Source organism: Candidatus Pantoea multigeneris (genome assembly GCF_011752615.1).
Lineage (GTDB): Bacteria > Pseudomonadota > Gammaproteobacteria > Enterobacterales > Enterobacteriaceae > Pantoea > Pantoea multigeneris.
Genome location: NZ_VWXF01000008.1, coordinates 113,614 through 132,930, shown reverse-complemented (window position 1 = coordinate 132,930; position 19,317 = coordinate 113,614). Strand labels below are relative to the sequence as shown.

The window sequence follows — 19,317 nt, the reverse complement described above, 5'->3', positions numbered from 1 at the left end:
CCATGTTTTGCCGCTCAGCCACGTCAGTGGGCTGCTAGACTGCGTTTTTCTCCTGCTGATTAGCTGTCTACCCTCATGCTGCGCAACATTGAATCCTGGAAAATAAACCTGATTTCGGTCTGGTTTGGCTGTTTCTTTACCGGGCTGGCGATTAGCCAGATCATTCCTTTTTTACCCTTATACGTTGAAGAGTTAGGCATCCACGGCGGAGAGGCGTTAAGCATCTGGTCCGGTTTGACCTTCAGTATCACCTTTATTGTTTCTGCTCTGGTGGCCCCGTTGTGGGGGAGCCTCGCCGATCGTAAAGGGCGCAAACTGATGCTGTTGCGTGCGGCTTTTGGCATGGGCGTGGTGATTCTGCTGCAAGCCTTTGTCACCCAAGCCTGGCAGCTCTTGCTGTTACGCGCGCTGATGGGGTTAACCTCCGGCTATATTCCTAATGCTATGGCACTCGTGGCTTCACAAGTACCGCGTGAACGCAGTGGCTGGGCGCTCAGCTGTGTGGCTACTGGACAGATCGGTGGAGTGATTCTTGGGCCGATGTTGGGTGGTTTACTGGCAGACTGGCTTGGGCTACGACTGGTGTTTATCGTCACCGCCGTTTTGTTGATGATCAGTTTTTTTGTCACCCTGTTTTTAATTAAAGAGACCGGCTATGTGCCGGTGAGCAAAAAAGACAAACTCAGTGGGCGTGAGGTGTTTCGTTCACTGGAAAATCCCCGTTTGATGGTCTGCCTGTTTATCACCACCATGGTGATTCAGATGTGTAACGGCTCGGTGAACCCGATTCTGACGCTGTTTGTGCGTCAGCTTGATCCGGGTATCCAAAATATCGCGTTTATCAGTGGCGTTATCGCGGCAATGCCGGGCGTTTCCGCGCTGGTGGCGGCACCTCGATTGGGCAAGCTGGGCGACCGCATCGGCACGCAGCGTATTTTGCTGGCGACCATGACGGCGACCTTTGTGTTGCTGATTGCGATGTCCTTTGTCACCACGCCTACGCAGCTCGGGATTTTACGTTTTCTGTTGGGCTTCGCTGACGGGGCGATGATGCCTGCCGTGCAGACGCTGCTGGTGCGTCATTCCCGCGATAACATCACCGGGCGCATCTTTGGCTATAACCAGTCATTTATGTATCTCGGTAATGTGGCAGGACCGCTGCTGGGTGCAGCGGTCTCTGCGTTAACCGGTTATCGTTGGGTGTTTGCCAGCACGGCGCTGGTGGTGATAATCAACGTACTGTTTTTGAAGCGTTTTTATCGCCGACCTGCGCCGTTGTTTACCCCTGCTCAGCAGGTTGAGCCCGCAGAATCAGAGCATAACGCCAGCGCCCCTGCGTCAACAGATACTCAGCGCTAACGCTCGGGCTCCACGAATCATCGCCACCTAACCCCATATGCGCGGCGTCAAGGTGGAGCCAGCAGCCCGCTTCTGGCTGTAGCAGGTGGCGATGAGAGGTGTCACGCAGTTGTTCCAGGCTGTGGCGACTGACCGAAAAGTGGAAGTCGCCCGCGATTTGCCATGCACCGCACTCCAGTTCCCGCGTACCCCCGCGCAGACCATTTTCTCCCGGAAAGACGTAAGGCGTCGACATGGCGCTCAGCGGCTGTTGCCAGCGAGAGAATTGCGCCGCCAGTTGGCGATCTGGGTAGTTTTCTTCCGGCCCCAGCCCGAGCCAGCTTACCTGCTGCGGTGCTTTTGTCAGTTGGCAACGTAATCCGATACGTGCCGGTGGCGGCAGCCCTGGGGCTTGTTCCACTTCTACGGCGATGTGCAGTTGACCCTGGTTATCCCACTGGAAGCGTTGGCGTTGCGTGAAGGCGAGGATTTCCCCGGCATACCAACTGTGCAGGCTCTCGACCATGACGCTGTCTGAGAGCTGTTCCGCCTGCAAGCTTTCCAGCGTGGCACGGAGTTCGTTGTATCCCGCGCTACGCCAGCGCTCGACCCAGGCATTGGGATCCACTTTATCCGCTTCGCTGGTGCCGATGTCATTATCAATCGGTGCGCGAACAAAGCAGGCTTGCAGCGGTGTGATCATGCTGGGTTGTTGATTGATGTGCCACTGTTCCAGCTCGCCACTCAGCCGTGAGATTGTCCAGCTTTGCTGTTGATAGCGGACGTTGATGCTGTGCTCGGTCTGCTCAAGCTGGGGTGCTGTGTGGTTAACGCGCAGTGCAGGCCGCGGGAGAGCGGCGGGCAGCGGCCACTGATCCCAGGCAACTCGCCAACCCGCCGCCGACCAGGTCGTGGCCTGAGGCTGGTGCACGGCCACATTCAGCCAGCACGCGCCTTGTAAACCTGCAAGCGCGGGTAGGGTGATCTGTTGCTGTCCCTGTGGTGCGATATCCAGCGTGATTTCCCCCTGAGCCAGCACTTCGCCCTGTTGTTCAATGCGCCAGCAGAGTACTTCGTTGTCACTGTGGCGGAACAGATATTCACTGGTGATGGTGAACTGCCACGGATTGTTGGCATCGGCGTGGAACTGGTAAAACTGCTGGGCACGCTGTGCTTCAAACAGTGCCGGATGTGGCGTGCGATCGGCAAAGACCAGCCCATTCATGCAGAACTGGCGATCGTTAGGGGTGTCGCCAAAGTCGCCGCCGTAGGCCTGCCAGGGGTTGCCTGCCGCATCGTATTTGGTGAGGCTTTGGTCAACCCAATCCCAGACGAAACCGCCTTGTAAGCGAGGGAACTGGCGGAAGGCTTGCCAGTATTTTGCGTAGCCGCCAAGGCTGTTTCCCATCGCGTGAGCATATTCGCACAGGATCAGCGGGCGGTTTTCCCCCGGTAGTCCGATCCATTTTTTCAATGACCATTTCGGTACAGCGGGGAAGGGTTGATCCTGATCGACCCTGGCATACATCGGACAAATGATGTCTGTGGCCTGGGTGTTGGCCCCCCCGCCTTCATATTGTACCGGGCGGCTGGGATCGGCACTTTTGACCCAGCGCCACAGGGCATCGTGCGTGCTGCCGTGTCCTGCTTCATTACCCAGTGACCAGATGATGATGCTGCAATGGTTGCGGTCGCGCTGCACCATGCGTGTGACGCGTTCGCTGTAGGCGGCGAACCAGCGCGGATCGTCAGACAGGCGGCTCATCGGCTGCATGCCGTGGGTTTCAATGTTGGCTTCATCCACGACATACAAGCCATAGCGGTCGCACAGGCGGTACCACAACGGATGATTAGGGTAGTGCGAGCAGCGCACGGCATTGAAGTTGTGCTGTTTCATTAGCTCAATGTCGCGGCGCATTGTGGCTTCGTCGACGACTTGCCCATGTTCCGGGTGATGTTCATGGCGGTTGACGCCACGGATCAGCAGCGGCTGGCCGTTAACGCAGAGGAGCCCATTTTTAATCGCCACATCCCGGAAGCCGACGTCATAGGCTTCATGTTCCACGGCCTGGCCTTGCGCATCCATTAAGCTGATAACCGCACGATAGAGCGTGGGAATTTCGGCACTCCAGAGTAATGGCTTTTCTACATGCAGTTTTAGTTGGGTGCGTTCAGCGTAGTGGCCGCGTTCATCAATGATGGCGCTGCCCGGCTGGGCTTCGCATTGCCCGATCAGCGCTTCTCCGCGCCACAGGCTGAGGCGCAGGCGATAGTTTTCGACGGATTGGTTGTGACTGGCGAGTTTGATATCGGCACAGAGCTGCGCGCTGTGATATTCCGCGCTCAGTGGGGTGCTGATTTGAATATCGGCGAGGTGGATGTCGGGTTTATGCAGCAGCGAGACGTCGCGGAAGATGCCACTCATGCGCCACATGTCCTGATCTTCCAGGTAGCTGCCATCGCTCCAGCGCAGCACCATGACGTTGAGGCGGTTGTTGCCGGGCTGGAGGTGATCGCTGAGGTCGAATTCAGCAGGCAGGCGGCTGTCCTGAGAGTAGCCGATCCAGTGGCCGTTTACCCAGAGATGGAATGCCGAGCTGATACCATCAAAGATGATGCGGGTGCGACCTTGTTCCAGCCAGGCGGGGTCAACGTGGAAGTGAAGTGAATAGCCACCGGTGGGGTTTTCTGCCGGAACAAACGGCGGATTGACCGGAATGGGATACTGGACGTTTGTGTAGATTGGGACATCATCATAACCATGCAACTGCCAGTTTGCGGGGACGGGCAGGGTGTCTGCATCCGCCATGTCTTGCAGCAACCAACTGGCCGGAATGGCTTCGGGGCGTGGGAACCAGCTAAAGTTCCACTGCCCGTTGAGGCTGACCACCGAGGGGGAGGGGTGTTCCTGCTGTGCCGCGTTTTCATCGCGCCAGCTGGCAAACGGTGGGTGGCTGTCCAGCCGGTTTAAGGAGGTGATTACCGGGTTTTCCCAGTCGCGACGGGACAGGATATCAATAAAGGCTGAGGTGCTATGTGGCATGATGTTTTCCTGTAAATGTTATGCGCTCACATTGCGTGAGATGCGTTCAGGAGTAAAGCGATGGACCGCGCATTTTGGAGATATTTTTGTCTGGTTTGGGTGCGGTTGGTGCTCGTGTGTTTCAGTGGGTGCGGTGCGGTGCGGTGCGGTGCGGTGCGGTGCGGTGCGGTGCGGTACGGTTGGTGTCCGTGCGTTTCAATGGGTGTGGTGCGGGTAGTATTCGTGCGTTTCAGTCGCAGATGGCGGGGAGTGCCGTAAAGACGCCGTGAATCCTCCCTGGAGGCTCTGCCGCTGCATCCATGCAGCGGAAGCTTTACTCTACTCCCCGCCATCCCCGCCTTTATGTGAGTGATGTGCAGACCTTCGTCCGTGCGATTTGTGGCTGCACAACTCACAGACTTAGCCTCACCCTGACCCTCTCCCTAAAAGGGAGAGGGGATGTATGGCACTGTTATTACATACATCACCTGACTGGCCCCCAATCCCTAAAAGGGAGAGGGGATGTATGGCACAGTAATCACATGCGTCACCGGACGGGCTCCCTCTCCCGCGAGCGGGAGAGGGTTGGGGTGAGGGGATGTCTGCTACACCCGGCTAAGCATTAATCTGATAATTGGGGGTTTTTTGCTAGTTAACTGTATGAATATCGAAAATATTCACCCCTGGCGGTGAATAGCGGCGGCTTGCAGAAAATTCTGTATTGTGGAGCGACACCGCCACTCATACACTCAGCCTGTTTTCTTTACCCTGAGGTTAATTATGGTACGAATCGTAAAACTGGCTGCTGTAGTTGCGTTAGTTACTGCCCTGAGCGGGTGCCTCTTTCCTCCTCCAGGTGGTGGTGGCGGTTGGGGCGGCGGCGGTGGCGGCTGGGGTGGCGGCGGTGGCGGCTGGCACGGTGGCGGCGGTCCACGCTAATTAGATATTTATTGTTATCCGCGAAACGTTTTGCTCTCGTTAAAAAATGTCAGTAAAACGTTTCGCTGAATAAAAAGAAGTAAACTTCTGTCCAAAACGCTAATTACCGCACCTTTAGCGTAAGAAATCGCTGTTTTTTTACGTCTCGCAATGCTAACTTCTGCTTTTCTCACCGCCAGGATAATGGCATGAAGCATCTAATTGCCGAGCTGCTGGTTAAGCTAGCTGAAAAAGAAGAAGAATCGAAAGAATTACTCGCCCAGGTTGAAGCGTTGGAAATTGTCGTCACGGCAATACTGCGCAAACTGGAACCCACGCAACAAAACGAAATTGCCGCAGGCATTGAATCCGCTATGCAAAAAGCCAGCGTGGATGCCAGTCCTGACGACGCACAAGTTTTATACGGCTATATTAATAAGTTATTAAATCATCCTCGTGTATAACCATTTAAGTCGATCTGCATAATTTGCATATAAATATGCGCACTTCGTTTTTTTCCTGCCAAACTTATGGCGACGACAGTCCACTCGGAGAAAAACAATGAAATGGTTACTGGTAATGGCTCTGGCGGGTGTGTGCCTGAGCAGTGGCGCTTATGCCGCAGAAAAAACCGCGCAACAGGAAAAAATGACCATGTGCAATCAAAACGCGAAGACGCAAAATCTGAGCGGTGATGCACGCAAAAGTTTCATGAGCAACTGCCTCAAGAAAGACAGTAAAATGTCTACCATGACGCCGCAGCAAATGAAAATGAAAACCTGTAACAGTGATGCCAGTACAAAAGGGCTTAAAGGGGATGAACGTAAAACCTTTATGAGCACTTGCCTGAAAAAAAGTTAATTATCGCCCTCTTGCAACCTGTGTTGCAGGAGGGTTTTCGATATTATTCTCATTTATTCATTCTTTATTAAACGTAGCGCGAGCCTAAAGTTCTGGAACACTCTCACCGACTAAAACTCACCTTATTGTCCTTCCCACGGATTAACTGACACATCCTGCAATAGTTCAATCTGCATTAAAATTTAAGCAGAACAATTGATTAGTCAATTTGTCTCGTTGCGGGTGAATTTTTGTGGCGACCTTTGCCAGGCTTACACATTGTAAGGTTTTTATTGCTCGACTAAGCCCGATGCTGTCATTCACTACTGACAACCTAAGGAGCCTATAGTGCACGAACAATATGCTATCGACCTCAGCGATCTTCCTGAACGTAAACTCACCAAAGTTAAGGTGGGTGAAACAGAGATGGTGCTACTGCGCACCGGTGACAGGGTGAAAGCCTTCCAGGCGACATGCCCCCATGCGGGTGCACCGCTTGAGCAAGGTGCGGTGTGTGGTGACAAGCTGGTTTGCCCGTGGCACAAAGCGGTATTTCAGCTCTCCGATGGAAAACTGTGCGAACCTCTGGCACTGGCAGATCTTAAGCAATACCCGCTGCGCATTGAAAATGGCAGGGTACGCATCACCCCCAAACCGATGTCTCCTGCCAGCTTTACCGCTCAGGCGGGCCACGCGCCGGTTTGGGTGGTGATTGGTGCAGGCGCCGCAGGCTGTGCCGCTATCTGGACCTTGCGCCATGAAGGTTTCAGCGGCCGTATTATTCTGATTGAGCGTGAAGAAAATACGCCGTATGACCGCACCGCACTGAGTAAATTTGTCCCTGCCGGTAAAATGAACATTGATGATGTTCCCAGCCCGCTCACGCCACAACTGCTACAGCAAGTGGATCGTATCGCTGCACAGGTAACCCATATTGACACTCAGACGCAGCGTATACAGTTGCAGGATGGGCGCGAAGTGCCGTATGACAAGCTGCTCATTGCCAGCGGGAGTGAACCCGTTCTGCCCCATTTGCCTGGCACGCACCTGAATGGTGTACAGGTCTTACGTAGCCGTGAGCAAGCGCGACAGCTGCTTGAAAGGGTTGATGATCAGCAGCAGCTTACCCTCGTTGGTAACAGTTTTATTGGTCTAGAGTTGGCTGGAGCACTGCGCAACCGGGGTATTGATGTCACCGTTGTTGCCCGTCAGCCGTTGCCGTTTGTGGCACAATTTGGTGAGGAGATCGGTCACTATTTCCGCGAACTGCATGAGGCCAACGGCGTCAAATTCATTCAAGGTGAGCCGGAACGCCTGCTGGGCGATCAACACCACCACGTCACGGGGTTGCAGCTAAAACAAGGGGGGAAAATCGACACCTCCCTGGTGTTATTCGCAACCGGAGTAACGCCTGTGACAGCATTCATCAGCCAGTTGCCCCAGCTAAAAGATCACAGCCTCCAGACCGACAGCTTTCTGCAGGTTGCGCCCCAGGTCTGGGCGGCGGGAGATATTGCCAGCTATCCGACGGCGCGTGGGCCGTTAAGAATTGAACATTATCGCGTAGCACAACAGCAGGGGCGTATAGCGGCACTGAATATGCTGGGACAGAACCTGCTGTATAACCGAGTCCCGTTCTTCTGGACCGCCCATTACGGCACACGTTATGAGTATCTCGGGCATGTTAAGGAGTGGGATGAGTATTTACTGCTGGGTTCGCTGGAAAAGAAAAAATGCATTGCCCTTTACGGGCGGGGTGGACAGTTGGCGGCCGCATTTTCATGCGGGATGTATACCCTGACGGCCGAGCTGGTGGAATTAATGCAGCAGCCAATGACGCTGTCCCAGGCTCGTGCTACCGTGCAGCCCTATTTATCCTGAAGCGTGCCCGAAGCAGGTTCGGGCACACCCTGCTTATTTTTGACTCATGGATTTTGACTTGGCCATGCAGGCCTCAACCGCGTTGATCACGGCGGCGCGGAAACCCTGCTCCTCTAATACCTTCACGGCTTCAATCGTCGTGCCGGCCGGGGAGCACACCATATCCTTTAACTCGCCAGGGTGTTTCCCGCTTTCCAGCACCATCTCCGCGGAACCTTTGACGGCCTGAGCTGCGAACTGATAAGCCTGCGCACGTGGCATCCCGCCCAGTACGGCGGCATCTGCCATGGCTTCAATAAACATAAACACATAGGCCGGGGCAGAACCGCTGACGCCAACAACCGGGTGAATCAGATATTCGCTCACCACTTCCGCTTTACCAAAGCTGCGGAAAATAGCCACGACATCCGCGACTTCCTGTTCACTCACCAAGGCATTTGGCGTTACGGAGGTCATCCCCTGATTCACCAGCGCCGGGGTGTTGGGCATCGCACGGATAATTTTACGATCGTGTCCCAACACGGTTGCCAGGCTTTCCAGGCTCACGCCTGCGGCAATCGATACCACCACGGCCTCTTTTTTTAACGCATTTGCCAGCGACTTCAACACACCAGGTAATACGGCTGGCTTAGTGGCACCAAAAAGAATATCGACTTCCTGCGCCAGGTTTTCTGCGCTTGCTGCGGCATGAATCCCATACTGCTGCGCCAGGGCTTGGTTGGTCTCCGGTTTGCGGTCAAACACCCAGATGTTTTCTGGCGCAATTTGCCCACTGTTTACCAGCCCACCGATAATGGCTTGCGCCATATTACCGCCACCCACGAAGCCAATTTTCTTCTGCAGCATCACTGTATCCTATGAATATTCTTGAGTTTCTGGAGAGGTAAGCTTACATATCGTTGAATGAATAACAAGTAAGCGGATGCCACCGATCACCTCAACAGGCTAAATAAAGTTTGCCATTCAGCGCCGTCACGGCAAGATCACAGTTACTCCGTGCTAAGTAAGGAATCGAAATGCCTGTCTGGGTTGATGCTGACGCCTGTCCAAACGTCATCAAAGAAGTGTTGTACCGTGCAGCGGTACGAACCGAAACGCTGGTGACGTTTGTCGCGAATCAGTCACTGCGTATCCCGCCGTCACCCTATCTGCGATCGCTGCGTGTGGCTGCGGGCTTTGATGTCGCTGATAATGAAATAGTGAAGCGGGTCGAACCCGGCGATTTAGTGATCACCGCAGATATCCCACTGGCGGCAGAAGTGTTGGAGAAAGGGGGAGAGGCGTTAAATCCGCGCGGTGAGCGCTACTCGCCGGAAACCATTCGTGAGCGGCTGACGATGCGCGATTTCATGGATACGCTGCGCGCCAGTGGTATTCAAACGGGCGGTCCCGCAGCGCTGAGTCCACGGGATCGCCAACAGTTTGCTAATGCGCTGGATAACTGGCTTAGACAGCGCAAAGCGTAGAATCAGACAAAGCTGTCGTCATCGTAGTCGCTGTCAAAGCTGTCATTACCAAAATCGGTGTTATCGGTGAAGCTGTTGCCCCAGCCGTTATCCTGATCAAGGAAATTACGGTCGCCACCGTTAAAGGTATCCAGACTGGTATCAACCTCCGGTAACGGCGGCTCGTTGATGATATTCACAATCTCTTCTGGCTGAGAGTGGTGGAACATGCTGGTCAGCATATCTGCCATCACAACACCACCCGCTACCCCAACGGCGGTTTGCAGTGCACCACCCAGGAAGCCGGTGCCACGCGCAGGCGCGGGGGCAGGCGCTGCACCATACTGCTGCTGCGGTGCATTATATTGCTGCTGTGGCGCTGGGTTGCCCCAGGCGGACTGCTGCTGCGCAGGCTGTGATTGCTGACGTGAACCACCACCGAACAGGCCTGACAGAAAACCGCCGCTGCTCTGTTGTGGTTGCTGCTGCTGTTGCAGTTGCGTCACCTGGCTTTCTAACTGCGCAATACGCTCGTTAAGTTTTTTCAGCGCGGCTTCCTGAATCAGGATCGCCTGCGACATGTAATAAGGGGCACCGGGCTGCTCTTGTAAGTGCTGTTTAATCAGTTGTTCAGCGGCGGCATCACGTGGGCCGCTCTGCCCTTCAGCTTGTTTCAGACGGCTGAAGAGATTTTCAATCAGTTGTTGTTCCTGGCTCTGCATGGGGGATTCTCCGGTTGCATGTCACTACATTATATGGGGGCGAATTCTGGCAAAGGAAAAACGTTGCGGTAAAAAATTGTTGCTGAGCGGTGTTTTTTTGCGCCATGCACAAAACACGCATGATTAAATTATTTAAAAACAACACGTTATTGTTTTTTGCTTTGTAATGACGCGTAAATCGTGCTTCATCGGTGGCTGATGAAAAGAAATCCAGTTATCATGCGTCGCAACATTTATTTGCTTTGATGCTGAGAGCAGCATGGCGGAGGAACGGCTCTAATGTCTTTACCCATTTTTTTGGTCGGTGCACGCGGCTGTGGCAAAACCACAGTAGGTCAGGCTCTTTCACAGGCGCTGGGCTACGCTTTTAGTGACACGGACCAACATCTGCAACTCACCATGCAGCGTAGCGTGGCGCAAGTTGTTGCGGATGAGGGGTGGGAAGGATTTCGTGCCCGTGAAAGCCAGTCGCTCTATGCCGTCACTGCGCCAGCCACCATTATTGCCACCGGCGGTGGCATGGTGCTGGCAGAAGGTAATCGCTGTTATATGCGTGAACACGGCCGGGTCATCTGGCTCAGTGCGCCTGCACACGTGTTGGCTGATCGTTTAGAAAAACAGCCTGATGCCGATCAGCGCCCGACCTTAACCGGACGTCCCATTGCTGAAGAGATGAGCGAAGTGTTACGTGCCCGTGCCCATCTTTACCGTCAGGTCGCCCATCATGAAGTGAATGCGATGCAGGCACCCGATGCAGTGGTAGAACAAATTCTGCATTGCCTCGCGATGGCACGTGCCAGCTGATTATTCTGAATCACGCCTTTCCAGTCCCCTCTTTTGCTGATGCTCCACAGTTAAGGACTATACTTAGCTGTGGAACGTAATCTCAATGACAGAGGGAAGAGTGATGCCAACAAAACCACCTTATCCACGCGAAGCCCGTATTGTTAAAGTCGGTGAGGGTCCTCACAGCAAATATGAGCTGCGAGCCGATCACCCGAATCCCAATACACTGATCAGTGAACATAAAACGGAAGCGGAGGCGCGGGACGCCAAAGATCGCTACGAGGATGTGGAAAAAGAGTGATCGTACACGCTGGAAGGGAGACCAGCGTAGCCCGTTTAACCTCTGTTGAAAAACACCATTTATCACTTCTTTCTTGCCTATTTATCAGTCAATTATTCTGCTCGTCTATGAAGAGTTATTGATGAGTTCTGAGCTTGCCAACGTTGACCTCTTGATACTGCCAGCGAAAAGTCACCCGCTGCTCCGCGCCAACTTGACCGTTAGCAAGTGAGGCTATACTTTGCTGATATTAAATCAGGAACTGAGTTCCATATAGTGAAACTGTCATTATGACTACGCTGGAAAATGCGGCGTCGGTACTGAAATTGTTTCGACGCTTCGGCGTCACTCAAGGGCATCCTGGACTGACGTTTACCGAAATCGTGGATGCTCTGCGTTTACCTAAAAGCACGGTCTCGCGCCTGCTTTCAGTGATGGAAAGCGAAGGGTTACTGGAACGAGACAGCGACAGCCGCTGCTTTCATCCCGGTGCCTTGCTACTTTCTATCTCGGGCAGCTATTTGGCCGCGCCGTTGGTCGACCGCGTTACGCCGGTGATGTTGAAACTGGCCGAGCGTACCGGATGTATGGGGTACATTTCGGTGTTGAGTGGCCGTGAGAGCGTGATCTTACGCATGTTCCACGGCGGGCAATTTACCCAGGTGATGACACCGCCCGGCAGTCGTATTCCCGCTGCCTCTTCTTCAGGTGGGCGGATTTTGTTGGCCCAACTGAGTGATGAAGAGGTGCGCGAGCGTTACAGCGATGAGTGGCATCCGGGTACGCCATCCTCTCCGCAGAGCTGTGACGATCTCTGCGTAAGGCTGGCTGAGGTGCGCAAAAAAGGTTTTTCGCTGGCGTGTAACGAAACGGTATTCGGCATCAGCTCGCTAGCCGTGAGCATTAGTAACCAGCAGTTTGGTGATTCAATGGCGCTCTGTCTGTCGTTTTTATCTCAGTCTGAGCCGCCAGGCTATCCGCAGGCGCTGCTTGAAGCGTTGCAGACCACTGCCGCCGATCTGATGGCCAAATATGGCGCAGAGCGGAATGAATTGTAGGCGTAATATTTCGCCACACCGGGGATAGACAGGTTTCTGACTCTGTCTGATGTACTATCAAGGAAGAACATAAAAGGGCGCGTGCGGGTCGATTTGGCCCGCACCGCGTTCTGACTAGAAAGTTTGCGGTTTTCCAGTGTATTTTGCTGGTTATGTGATTAAAATCAGACTGTTTTAAGCTTTTCCCACCGCTTGCTCAATTCGCGTGACAGCACGCTATTTTCCCCTCTACACTGCCACACTGTTTAACGTGCAGTGAGGAAGACCCATGCTCAATGTAAATGAGTATTTTGACGGAAAAGTAAAATCAATTGGCTTTGAGGCTGACACCATTGGCCGTGCCAGTGTAGGCGTGATGGCTGCGGGCGAGTACACCTTTGGTACTGCTCAGCCAGAAGAGATGACCGTGGTTAGCGGCGCGCTGAAAGTGCTGCTCCCAGGTGAAACTGAGTGGGTCTGGTTTGAAGCCGGCACGTCATTCAACGTGCCAGGCAACAGTGAATTCCACTTGCAGGTTGCGGAATCCACTTCTTATCTTTGTCGCTACCTGTAAGCGGCAGACGATTAACGCTGCGCTTCTCCGCCGAGGGCTTCGGTCAGGCTAGCGATAAGCGCAGCGAGCTCACTGGTCATCAGGATAAAATCGGCATCAAAACGCTGTGCCGCATCTTCCCGGTCGATATCATCATTCTGCTCACGCAGTTCTTCGCTGAATTTCAGACGTTTGATCGAAGCATCCTCTGACAGCACAAACTGAATGCGCTCCTGCCAGTCCAGTGCCAGTTTTGTTACCACTTTACCCGCTTCGATGTGATGTGCGATCTCATCGCTCACGAGATCCTGTTTTTTGCAGCGAATCACGCCACCTTCTTCCAGAATCGCTTTTAACTCGGCTTCATCCATCAGGGCGTAACCGGCTGGCAAGTCACCGGATCTTACCCATTGTGTCAGCGTCAGCTCGACCGGGTTTTCCAGCGTGAGCGGCACCACCGGCAACGATCCCAGGCTTTTACGCAGCAGTGCCAGCGTGTCTTCCGCTTTTTTGGCGCTGGCGCAGTCTACGGCAATCAGATTGTTAACGCTGTCGATCCAGATAAAGGTCTGGCTGAAACGGCTGAACGCGCGTGGCAGCAGGCTGTGCAGGACTTCATCTTTCAGTGAATCTTTTTCGGTTTTTTTCAGCTTGCGGCTCTGTTCCGCTTCCAGCTTGTCAATTTTTGCCTGTAATGCCTGTTTAATCACGGGCGAAGGCAAAATTTTCTCTTCTTTGCGCGCGCAGATAATAATCTGCCCATTGTTGACGTGAGTGAGTGCTTCACTCCGGTTGCCCATCGGTGCAACCCAGCCGGTTTTTGCCATCTCCTGGCTGTTGCAAGGTGAGAAGGTAAACGCCTCAAGCTGTTTTTCCATTTCGTCTGCCGACAGGGGAATGTCACGATTGAGTCGATAGACCATCATATTTTTAAACCACAACATCTCAGCTCCTTGGCTCTGACACACAACATTGCAAAACTGCGCGCATGATAACGAAACCCGGCGGGGGTTTCATTGCCTTTCCGTCTCTTGCCTTCTACTGTTGATGTCATCACCCTGAATAGTGAGGAATAAATCGTGCGTATTGGGATTGATCTGGGCGGCACTAAAACGGAAGTTATCGCGCTTTCAGGCCAGGGAGTTCAGCTGTTTCGCCACCGCGTTGATACGCCACGTAATGATTATCAGGGGACGGTGCGCACTATTGCTGAGTTGGTGCAACTTGCGGAAACACAGACCGGAGAGCGTGGCAGTGTGGGAGTGGGTATTCCCGGCACGCTTTCGCCTTTTACCCGGCTGGTGAAAAACGCCAATTCGACCTGGCTCAACGGCCAACCGCTGGATAAAGACCTGGCGCATGCCTTACAGCGGGAAGTGCGTATTGCTAATGATGCCAATTGTCTGGCGGTTTCTGAAGCTGTTGATGGGGCGGGGGCAGGTCAAGCCTTGGTTTTTGCCGTGATCATAGGTACTGGTTCAGGGGCCGGTCTGGCGATTAACGGTGCGTCACGGACCGGTGGCAACGGGGTCGCTGGAGAGTGGGGCCATAATCCGCTGCCGTGGATGGATGCCGACGAACTGCGCTATCGGGAAGAGGTGCCTTGCTATTGCGGCTTACAGGGGTGTATTGAGACGTTTGTCTCCGGTACTGGTTTCGCCACTGATTATCAACGGCTGAGCGGCATTACGCGTAAGGGTGCGGAGATCGTGCAGTTGATCGATCAACAAGATCCTCTGGCAGAACTGACGATCGGGCGTTATGAGTTGCGGTTAGCGAAGTCGCTAGCGCAGGTAGTGAATTTGCTCGATCCGGATGTGATCGTGCTAGGCGGCGGTATGAGTAATGTGGATCGGCTTTACCAGACGGTTCCGGGTTTGATGAAAAAGTGGGTGTTTGGACGTGAATGCGAGACGCCTGTGCTGAAGGCTCAACATGGAGATTCCAGTGGTGTACGCGGTGCCGCCTGGCTGTGGCCACTTGAGAGGTAGGGAGTGGCTGGATTCGTGCGTTCCAGTTGGAGTGGTGCGTGTTGGGTTCGTGTGTTTCAGTTGGAGTGGTGCGGGTTGGGTTCGTGCGTTCCAGTTGGAGTGGTGCGTGTTGGGTTCGTGCGTTCCAGTTTGGGACGGTGCGGGTTGGGTTCGTGCGTTCCAGTCGCAGATGGCGGGGAGTGCCGTAAAGACGCCGTGAATCCGTCCCTGGAGGCTCTGCCGCCGCATCCTTGCGGCGGAAGCTTTACTCTACTCCCCGCCATCCCCGCCTTTATGTGAGTGATGTGCAGACCTTCATCCATGCCTTTATGTCAGTGATGTGAGGGCCATCGTCCGTGCGGTTTTGGACCTGTACCGGCTTATTCCCCCACCAGCATACTGTCCTGTGGCGCGTTGTCGCGCTGGGCTTTGGTGGCGCGGAAGTAGACATAACCTGCCGCCATAATCGCAACGAACAACGCACCAATCACCGGGTTGAACCACAACATGGCGACCAGGCACACCACGGCAAGCACCAGGGCAATGGCTGGCACCACAGGGTAACCCGGTGCGCGGAAACTACGGACCAAATCGGGTGCGGTGCGGCGCAGCTTAAACAGGCTCAGCATACTCATCACATACATCACGATGGCACCAAACACCGCCATGGTAATCATTGCGGCAGTTAGCGTCATGCCTTGCAGGTTAATCAAACCGTCGCTGTAAATCGCCAGAATACCAATCACTCCACCGGCAATAATTGCACGGTGTGGCGTCTGGAAACGGGACAGTTTAGCCAGCGAAGGCGGCAAATAGCCTGCGCGTGCCAGAGCAAAAAACTGACGCGAATAGCCGAGGATAATGCCGTGGAAACTGGCGATTAAACCGAACAAGCCAATCCACACCAGCATATGCATCCAGTTCGAGTGCTCGCCGACAATCATCTTCATGGCTTGTGGCAGCGGATCGTTGATATCCGACAGCTTACGCCAGTCTCCGGCACCACCAGCCAGTAGCATCACACCGATGGCTAAAACGACCAGCGTCAAAATTCCGCCGATATACGCTTTAGGGATAGTGCGCTTCGGATCTTTGGCTTCTTCTGCGGCCATGGCGGCACCCTCAATCGCCAGGAAGAACCAAATGGCAAACGGGATCGCAGCGAAAATGCCGGATAGCGCAGGCATGCCAAAATGATCGCTACCGGCCCAGCCGTGAGAAACGAAGTTCACCATGCTAAAGCCCGGTGACACCACGCCCATAAACACCAGCAGCTCCAGCACGGCCAGAATGGTGACCACCAGCTCAAACATTGCGGCCAGCTTCACACCTAAAATGTTCAGCGTCATAAACACCAGATAAGCCCCGACCGCCGCTGTTTTAGGGTTTAAATCGGGATACTGCACGTTCAGATAGGCACCAATCGCCATGGCGATAGCCGGTGGCGCAAACACGAACTCAATCAACGTGGCCATACCGGCAATCAGCCCGCCTGTTTCGCCAAATGCACGGCGGCTGTAAGCAAACGGCCCACCTGCATGGGGAATGGCCGTGGTCAATTCGGTGAAACTAAAAATGAAACAGGTATACATGGTTGCGATCAGCGCAGTGGTGATCAAAAAGCCCAGTGTCCCGGCAACGCCCCAGCCATAACTCCAGCCGAAGTACTCACCAGAGATCACCAGCCCAACTGCGATCCCCCACAAATGCAGGGTGCCCAACGTAGGTTTTAGTGTGCTTGTCATCGTATCTTCCCCGTCGTTATGTCATAGCGGTGAAATCACCGCGAAAGAAAAACTGGCTGTGGAGGAATAATGCCGCCGCCCAGGTGGGGAAACTTGACGCTGGCGTACAGAGTGTTGTCTTCCACAGTCAAATAACAGGCAAGAACAGTGCCAGTACTACGCTGATGTCAACTTTTACTGCTTTACGGTCAAGCGGGAGCGCTTCTTGCATCTCATGCTGATAACACGCAACGAGCTGGAGCCAGACAACATGAGCGAACAATACGATACCCTGAGCAACCAACAACTCACTATGCTGGCGCAACAGGCGCTGCAGTGTTATCCCACCGCCTTGCAGGGTGAACTCCGCCTGCTATGCCGTTCAGAAAATGCCACCTTCCTGCTGCTGGCAGGGGGAAAACGTTATGCGCTGCGCCTGCATCGCGGTAACTATCACGCCAGGGCCGATATCATCAGTGAACTGCAATGGCTGGATGCGCTGCGTGAAACCGGCATTATGGTGCCAGAAGCCGTTCCTGACCTGCAGGGCGAGCCTGTACTGACGCTGGCTCTGCCGGATGGCGGTGTGCGCTACGCGGTGTTGTTCCACTGGATTGACGGGGAAATGCCCACCACCGATGTGGACCCCAAAGCTTTCCGCCAACTGGGTAACATTACCGCGCGGCTCCATCAGCACAGTAAAACCTGGCACAAACCGGCTGGCTTCCAGCGCATCATCTGGGATCACCACACCATGGTCAGCGCCCAGAGCCACTGGGGCCGCTGGCAGGATGCACCTAACCTGAAGATCGCCGATCATGCCGTGGTAGAAGAAGCGATCGCCCGTATTGGTCATGAACTGGCGGACTTCGGTAAAAACAGCGATCGCTATGGGCTGATCCATGCCGATCTGCGCCTGACGAACCTGCTGTTGCACAAAGGCGAAACCCGCGTTATTGATTTTGATGACTGCGGCTTCAGCTGGTATATGCACGATCTGGCCGCAGCCATCAGCTTTGTTGAGCACCATCCGCGTGCAGAAGAGTGGGTTGAAAACTGGATCCACGGCTACGAACAGGTCGCACATATCAGCGATCAAGAGATGGCGATCGTACCGACGCTGCTGATCCAACGCCGCATTCAGCTCACCGCGTGGGTGGGATCCCATGCAGAAACCGAAATGGCCCTCAGCCTCGGACCGCAGTGGGCGGATCACTCTGTGCGTCTGGCACGCCGCTACCTGGAAAACAGCATGCTCCCGGTCGGTGCCTGATGCACCACTAAGAGGCAGAGGTGCGCACTCCCAGTGCTGCACCCCGGCTGAAACGGATCAGCCGCCTGAAATGGCGGCGATCAACCCTGGTACGAAAATTGCTTTATTCCTCTCAGGCCCTTTTTTGCTGTGAGGCAACCATGAATACGCTTATCACCACACCCGATGCTTTTAGTGCACTCTCCGCTGGCGCGGCTAACCGCGGTGTGCTCGCCGCAGCGGCGACCGGGTTAGGGGACTTCATTCACAGCAAAGGGGGCGATGCCGATCGTATTTTCGGCCTCAGTGGCATCAATCCTGAACAGCTCAGCAGCCCAACGTTGAGCTTAGGCCTGGTCAACTATTGCCGGGTGATGGAAGAGGCGGCGCGCGTCTCAGGTTTTGATAACTTCGGTTTACACTACGGCAAGCAGTTTAAACCGCAGTCATTAGGGCTGATTGGCTACATTGGCCTTTGCTCCTCGACGCTGGAACAGGCACTGCACAACGTCGTTACGGCATTTCCCTGGCATCAGCACGACACGCTGACACGCTTAGTCGATAAGGGTGACAGCTGGCGGCTCGATTATCAGGTACGTCACGGTGCGATTCTTGCTCGCCGTCAGGATGCGGAACTCACGCTGGGCATGTTCCTGAATATCATTCGTCATGTGGCGGGCAAAAACTGGGCTCCCCGCGAAGTGCATTTCGAACATCCACGCCCGGAGCAGTGGCATGAGCACTGCAAAATCTTTGATGCGCCAGTCTGGTTCGATCAGCCGTTTAACTCCCTGGTGATTGCCAAACGGGATCTGCAACGCAGCATGCCGGAGAGCGACCCGATGTTGCTGATGGTAATGCAGGATGCGATTCGTCGCCTCAACAGTTCGGCCTCACAGCAGAGCCTGGTCGAACAGGTTCGCGCACAAATTAGCTTGTCACTGCTACAGGGTGAACCGGTACTGGAAGAGGTGGCAGATAAGATGGGACTCTCGAGCTGGTCACTGCAACGTCGCTTGCGTGAAGAAGGGGGAAGTTTCACCACGCTGGTGGATAAAGTGCGTTGCGAAATGGCGACCCATTATCTGCAACAGAAACAGCTGCCGATCTCGGAGATGGCGCTGCTGCTGGGGTATTCAGAAGTCAGCGCTTTCTCACGTGCTTTTCGTCGCTGGTTTGGCGTTAGCCCGCGCCAGTGGCGGCAGCATGAGGCGTTGGTTTAAGCGGGGCAAACAGGAAAATGGCGGTTTTAGCTGCCTGTTGTGGCGGTAACGGCAAACGCTGGGCACTGCTAACGCTGTGCCATGCGGCCAGGCATAGTGGCTCATCACCTTCGGTTCTCATCACGTTATAGCCGCCATCGGCACGGCGCTCCGCAGTGACCGTGCAGTGCTGACCTGCATACTTCTCTCCAGATCCAAACTGCTTCATCACAGCCTGTTGTACCGCCTGGTTATATTGCGCGACAGCGTGTTTTTCCGGTGATGTCCCGGAACAGGCGGTCAAAACCAGCGCGACTACCACGGTGAAAACGCTTTTCATTATTCCT

At 54.4% G+C, this 19,317-nt stretch carries 19 protein-coding genes; 13 read left to right on the top strand and 6 right to left on the bottom strand.

Annotated elements, in window-relative coordinates:
* Positions 1-75 precede the first annotated feature (75 nt).
* Entirely contained in the window at positions 76-1,359 is a 1,284-nt protein-coding gene (locus tag F3J40_RS17880; RefSeq protein ID WP_167016723.1) for a multidrug efflux MFS transporter, read from the top strand.
* On the opposite strand, the gene F3J40_RS17875 is transcribed toward F3J40_RS17880, so the two are convergent.
* Positions 1,280-4,381, bottom strand: coding sequence for a beta-galactosidase (locus tag F3J40_RS17875; RefSeq protein WP_167016721.1), 3,102 nt, complete (start codon positions 4,379-4,381; stop codon positions 1,280-1,282). The two genes, F3J40_RS17880 and F3J40_RS17875, sit on opposite strands and share 80 nt — an antisense overlap.
* 759 nt (positions 4,382-5,140) lie before the next feature.
* On the opposite strand from F3J40_RS17875, the gene F3J40_RS17870 reads away from it, so the two are divergent.
* From F3J40_RS17870 to F3J40_RS17855, 4 genes are all read left to right on the top strand, one after another.
* Positions 5,141-5,299: a hypothetical protein gene (locus F3J40_RS17870; protein ID WP_167016719.1), complete on the top strand. Its 159-nt coding sequence runs from the start codon at positions 5,141-5,143 to the stop codon at positions 5,297-5,299.
* A gap of 188 nt (positions 5,300-5,487) precedes the next feature.
* Positions 5,488-5,742, top strand: coding sequence for an anti-adapter protein IraP (iraP, locus tag F3J40_RS17865; protein WP_167016717.1), 255 nt, complete (start codon positions 5,488-5,490; stop codon positions 5,740-5,742).
* Between the two features lie 97 nt (positions 5,743-5,839).
* Positions 5,840-6,139, top strand: a complete 300-nt coding sequence (locus tag F3J40_RS17860; RefSeq protein WP_167016715.1) for a PsiF family protein — start codon at positions 5,840-5,842, stop codon at positions 6,137-6,139.
* Between the two features lie 327 nt (positions 6,140-6,466).
* Complete coding sequence (locus F3J40_RS17855) at positions 6,467-7,999, top strand: FAD-dependent oxidoreductase (RefSeq protein ID WP_167016713.1); 1,533 nt, start codon at positions 6,467-6,469, stop codon at positions 7,997-7,999.
* A 33-nt stretch (positions 8,000-8,032) separates the two neighbouring features.
* Here F3J40_RS17855 and proC read toward each other — a convergent pair whose 3' ends face one another.
* Positions 8,033-8,845 carry a pyrroline-5-carboxylate reductase gene (gene proC / locus F3J40_RS17850; RefSeq protein ID WP_167016711.1) on the bottom strand — a complete coding sequence of 271 codons (813 nt, stop codon included), beginning with the start codon at positions 8,843-8,845 and terminating at the stop codon, positions 8,033-8,035.
* Between the two features lie 170 nt (positions 8,846-9,015).
* Between proC and F3J40_RS17845 the strand changes: the two genes are divergently transcribed.
* Positions 9,016-9,465, top strand: a complete 450-nt coding sequence (locus F3J40_RS17845; protein ID WP_167016709.1) for a YaiI/YqxD family protein — start codon at positions 9,016-9,018, stop codon at positions 9,463-9,465.
* A gap of 2 nt (positions 9,466-9,467) precedes the next feature.
* Here the strand turns inward: F3J40_RS17845 and F3J40_RS17840 are convergent, their stop codons facing one another.
* Positions 9,468-10,166, bottom strand: coding sequence for a DUF2076 domain-containing protein (locus F3J40_RS17840; RefSeq protein WP_167016707.1), 699 nt, complete (start codon positions 10,164-10,166; stop codon positions 9,468-9,470).
* Between the two features lie 279 nt (positions 10,167-10,445).
* On the opposite strand from F3J40_RS17840, the gene aroL reads away from it, so the two are divergent.
* The 4 genes from aroL to ppnP all read left to right on the top strand — a co-directional run bounded on the left by aroL (position 10,446) and on the right by ppnP (position 12,843).
* Positions 10,446-10,970: a shikimate kinase AroL gene (aroL, locus tag F3J40_RS17835; RefSeq protein WP_167016705.1), complete on the top strand. Its 525-nt coding sequence runs from the start codon at positions 10,446-10,448 to the stop codon at positions 10,968-10,970.
* A 103-nt stretch (positions 10,971-11,073) separates the two neighbouring features.
* Positions 11,074-11,253, top strand: a complete 180-nt coding sequence (locus F3J40_RS17830; RefSeq protein ID WP_167016703.1) for a YaiA family protein — start codon at positions 11,074-11,076, stop codon at positions 11,251-11,253.
* 269 nt (positions 11,254-11,522) lie between these two features.
* A complete protein-coding gene (locus F3J40_RS17825; RefSeq protein ID WP_167016701.1) occupies positions 11,523-12,290 on the top strand; it encodes an IclR family transcriptional regulator in 768 nt (255 codons plus the stop codon).
* 268 nt (positions 12,291-12,558) lie between these two features.
* Positions 12,559-12,843 (top strand): pyrimidine/purine nucleoside phosphorylase, encoded by a 285-nt coding sequence (ppnP, locus tag F3J40_RS17820; RefSeq protein ID WP_167016699.1) that lies wholly within the window; start codon positions 12,559-12,561, stop codon positions 12,841-12,843.
* A gap of 11 nt (positions 12,844-12,854) precedes the next feature.
* Here ppnP and rdgC read toward each other — a convergent pair whose 3' ends face one another.
* Positions 12,855-13,766, bottom strand: a complete 912-nt coding sequence (gene rdgC, locus F3J40_RS17815; RefSeq protein ID WP_167016697.1) for a recombination-associated protein RdgC — start codon at positions 13,764-13,766, stop codon at positions 12,855-12,857.
* Between the two features lie 135 nt (positions 13,767-13,901).
* Here rdgC and mak point away from each other — a divergent pair, with 135 nt between their 5' ends.
* Positions 13,902-14,813: a fructokinase gene (gene mak, locus F3J40_RS17810; protein WP_167016695.1), complete on the top strand. Its 912-nt coding sequence runs from the start codon at positions 13,902-13,904 to the stop codon at positions 14,811-14,813.
* A 359-nt stretch (positions 14,814-15,172) separates the two neighbouring features.
* Here mak and eat read toward each other — a convergent pair whose 3' ends face one another.
* Positions 15,173-16,537 (bottom strand): ethanolamine permease, encoded by a 1,365-nt coding sequence (gene eat, locus F3J40_RS17805; RefSeq protein ID WP_167016693.1) that lies wholly within the window; start codon positions 16,535-16,537, stop codon positions 15,173-15,175.
* A 250-nt stretch (positions 16,538-16,787) separates the two neighbouring features.
* Between eat and F3J40_RS17800 the strand changes: the two genes are divergently transcribed.
* Both F3J40_RS17800 and qhpR read left to right on the top strand, forming a co-directional pair.
* Positions 16,788-17,789 (top strand): phosphotransferase enzyme family protein, encoded by a 1,002-nt coding sequence (locus tag F3J40_RS17800; RefSeq protein ID WP_167016691.1) that lies wholly within the window; start codon positions 16,788-16,790, stop codon positions 17,787-17,789.
* 140 nt (positions 17,790-17,929) lie between these two features.
* The gene (gene qhpR, locus F3J40_RS17795) at positions 17,930-18,991 is read left to right on the top strand and encodes an AraC-like transcriptional regulator QhpR (protein ID WP_167016689.1); all 1,062 of its coding nucleotides are present in this window, start codon (positions 17,930-17,932) and stop codon (positions 18,989-18,991) included.
* Here the strand turns inward: qhpR and F3J40_RS17790 are convergent.
* Positions 18,951-19,310 (bottom strand): cell envelope integrity TolA C-terminal domain-containing protein, encoded by a 360-nt coding sequence (locus tag F3J40_RS17790; protein WP_240155513.1) that lies wholly within the window; start codon positions 19,308-19,310, stop codon positions 18,951-18,953. The genes qhpR and F3J40_RS17790 overlap by 41 nt on opposite strands.
* Positions 19,311-19,317 lie beyond the last annotated feature (7 nt).

Bases quoted from the DNA above. Each gene is read 5' to 3' on its own strand.
- F3J40_RS17880 (WP_167016723.1), top strand. From the start codon at position 76: ATGCTGCGCAACATTGAATCCTGGAAAATAAACCTGATTTCGGTCTGG.
- F3J40_RS17875 (WP_167016721.1), bottom strand. From the start codon at position 4,381: ATGCCACATAGCACCTCAGCCTTTATTGATATCCTGTCCCGTCGCGAC.
- F3J40_RS17870 (WP_167016719.1), top strand. From the start codon at position 5,141: ATGGTACGAATCGTAAAACTGGCTGCTGTAGTTGCGTTAGTTACTGCC.
- iraP (WP_167016717.1), top strand. From the start codon at position 5,488: ATGAAGCATCTAATTGCCGAGCTGCTGGTTAAGCTAGCTGAAAAAGAA.
- F3J40_RS17860 (WP_167016715.1), top strand. From the start codon at position 5,840: ATGAAATGGTTACTGGTAATGGCTCTGGCGGGTGTGTGCCTGAGCAGT.
- proC (WP_167016711.1), bottom strand. From the start codon at position 8,845: ATGCTGCAGAAGAAAATTGGCTTCGTGGGTGGCGGTAATATGGCGCAA.
- F3J40_RS17845 (WP_167016709.1), top strand. From the start codon at position 9,016: ATGCCTGTCTGGGTTGATGCTGACGCCTGTCCAAACGTCATCAAAGAA.
- F3J40_RS17840 (WP_167016707.1), bottom strand. From the start codon at position 10,166: ATGCAGAGCCAGGAACAACAACTGATTGAAAATCTCTTCAGCCGTCTG.
- aroL (WP_167016705.1), top strand. From the start codon at position 10,446: ATGTCTTTACCCATTTTTTTGGTCGGTGCACGCGGCTGTGGCAAAACC.
- F3J40_RS17830 (WP_167016703.1), top strand. From the start codon at position 11,074: ATGCCAACAAAACCACCTTATCCACGCGAAGCCCGTATTGTTAAAGTC.
- F3J40_RS17825 (WP_167016701.1), top strand. From the start codon at position 11,523: ATGACTACGCTGGAAAATGCGGCGTCGGTACTGAAATTGTTTCGACGC.
- ppnP (WP_167016699.1), top strand. From the start codon at position 12,559: ATGCTCAATGTAAATGAGTATTTTGACGGAAAAGTAAAATCAATTGGC.
- rdgC (WP_167016697.1), bottom strand. From the start codon at position 13,766: ATGTTGTGGTTTAAAAATATGATGGTCTATCGACTCAATCGTGACATT.
- eat (WP_167016693.1), bottom strand. From the start codon at position 16,537: ATGACAAGCACACTAAAACCTACGTTGGGCACCCTGCATTTGTGGGGG.
- F3J40_RS17800 (WP_167016691.1), top strand. From the start codon at position 16,788: ATGAGCGAACAATACGATACCCTGAGCAACCAACAACTCACTATGCTG.
- qhpR (WP_167016689.1), top strand. From the start codon at position 17,930: ATGAATACGCTTATCACCACACCCGATGCTTTTAGTGCACTCTCCGCT.
- F3J40_RS17790 (WP_240155513.1), bottom strand. From the start codon at position 19,310: ATGAAAAGCGTTTTCACCGTGGTAGTCGCGCTGGTTTTGACCGCCTGT.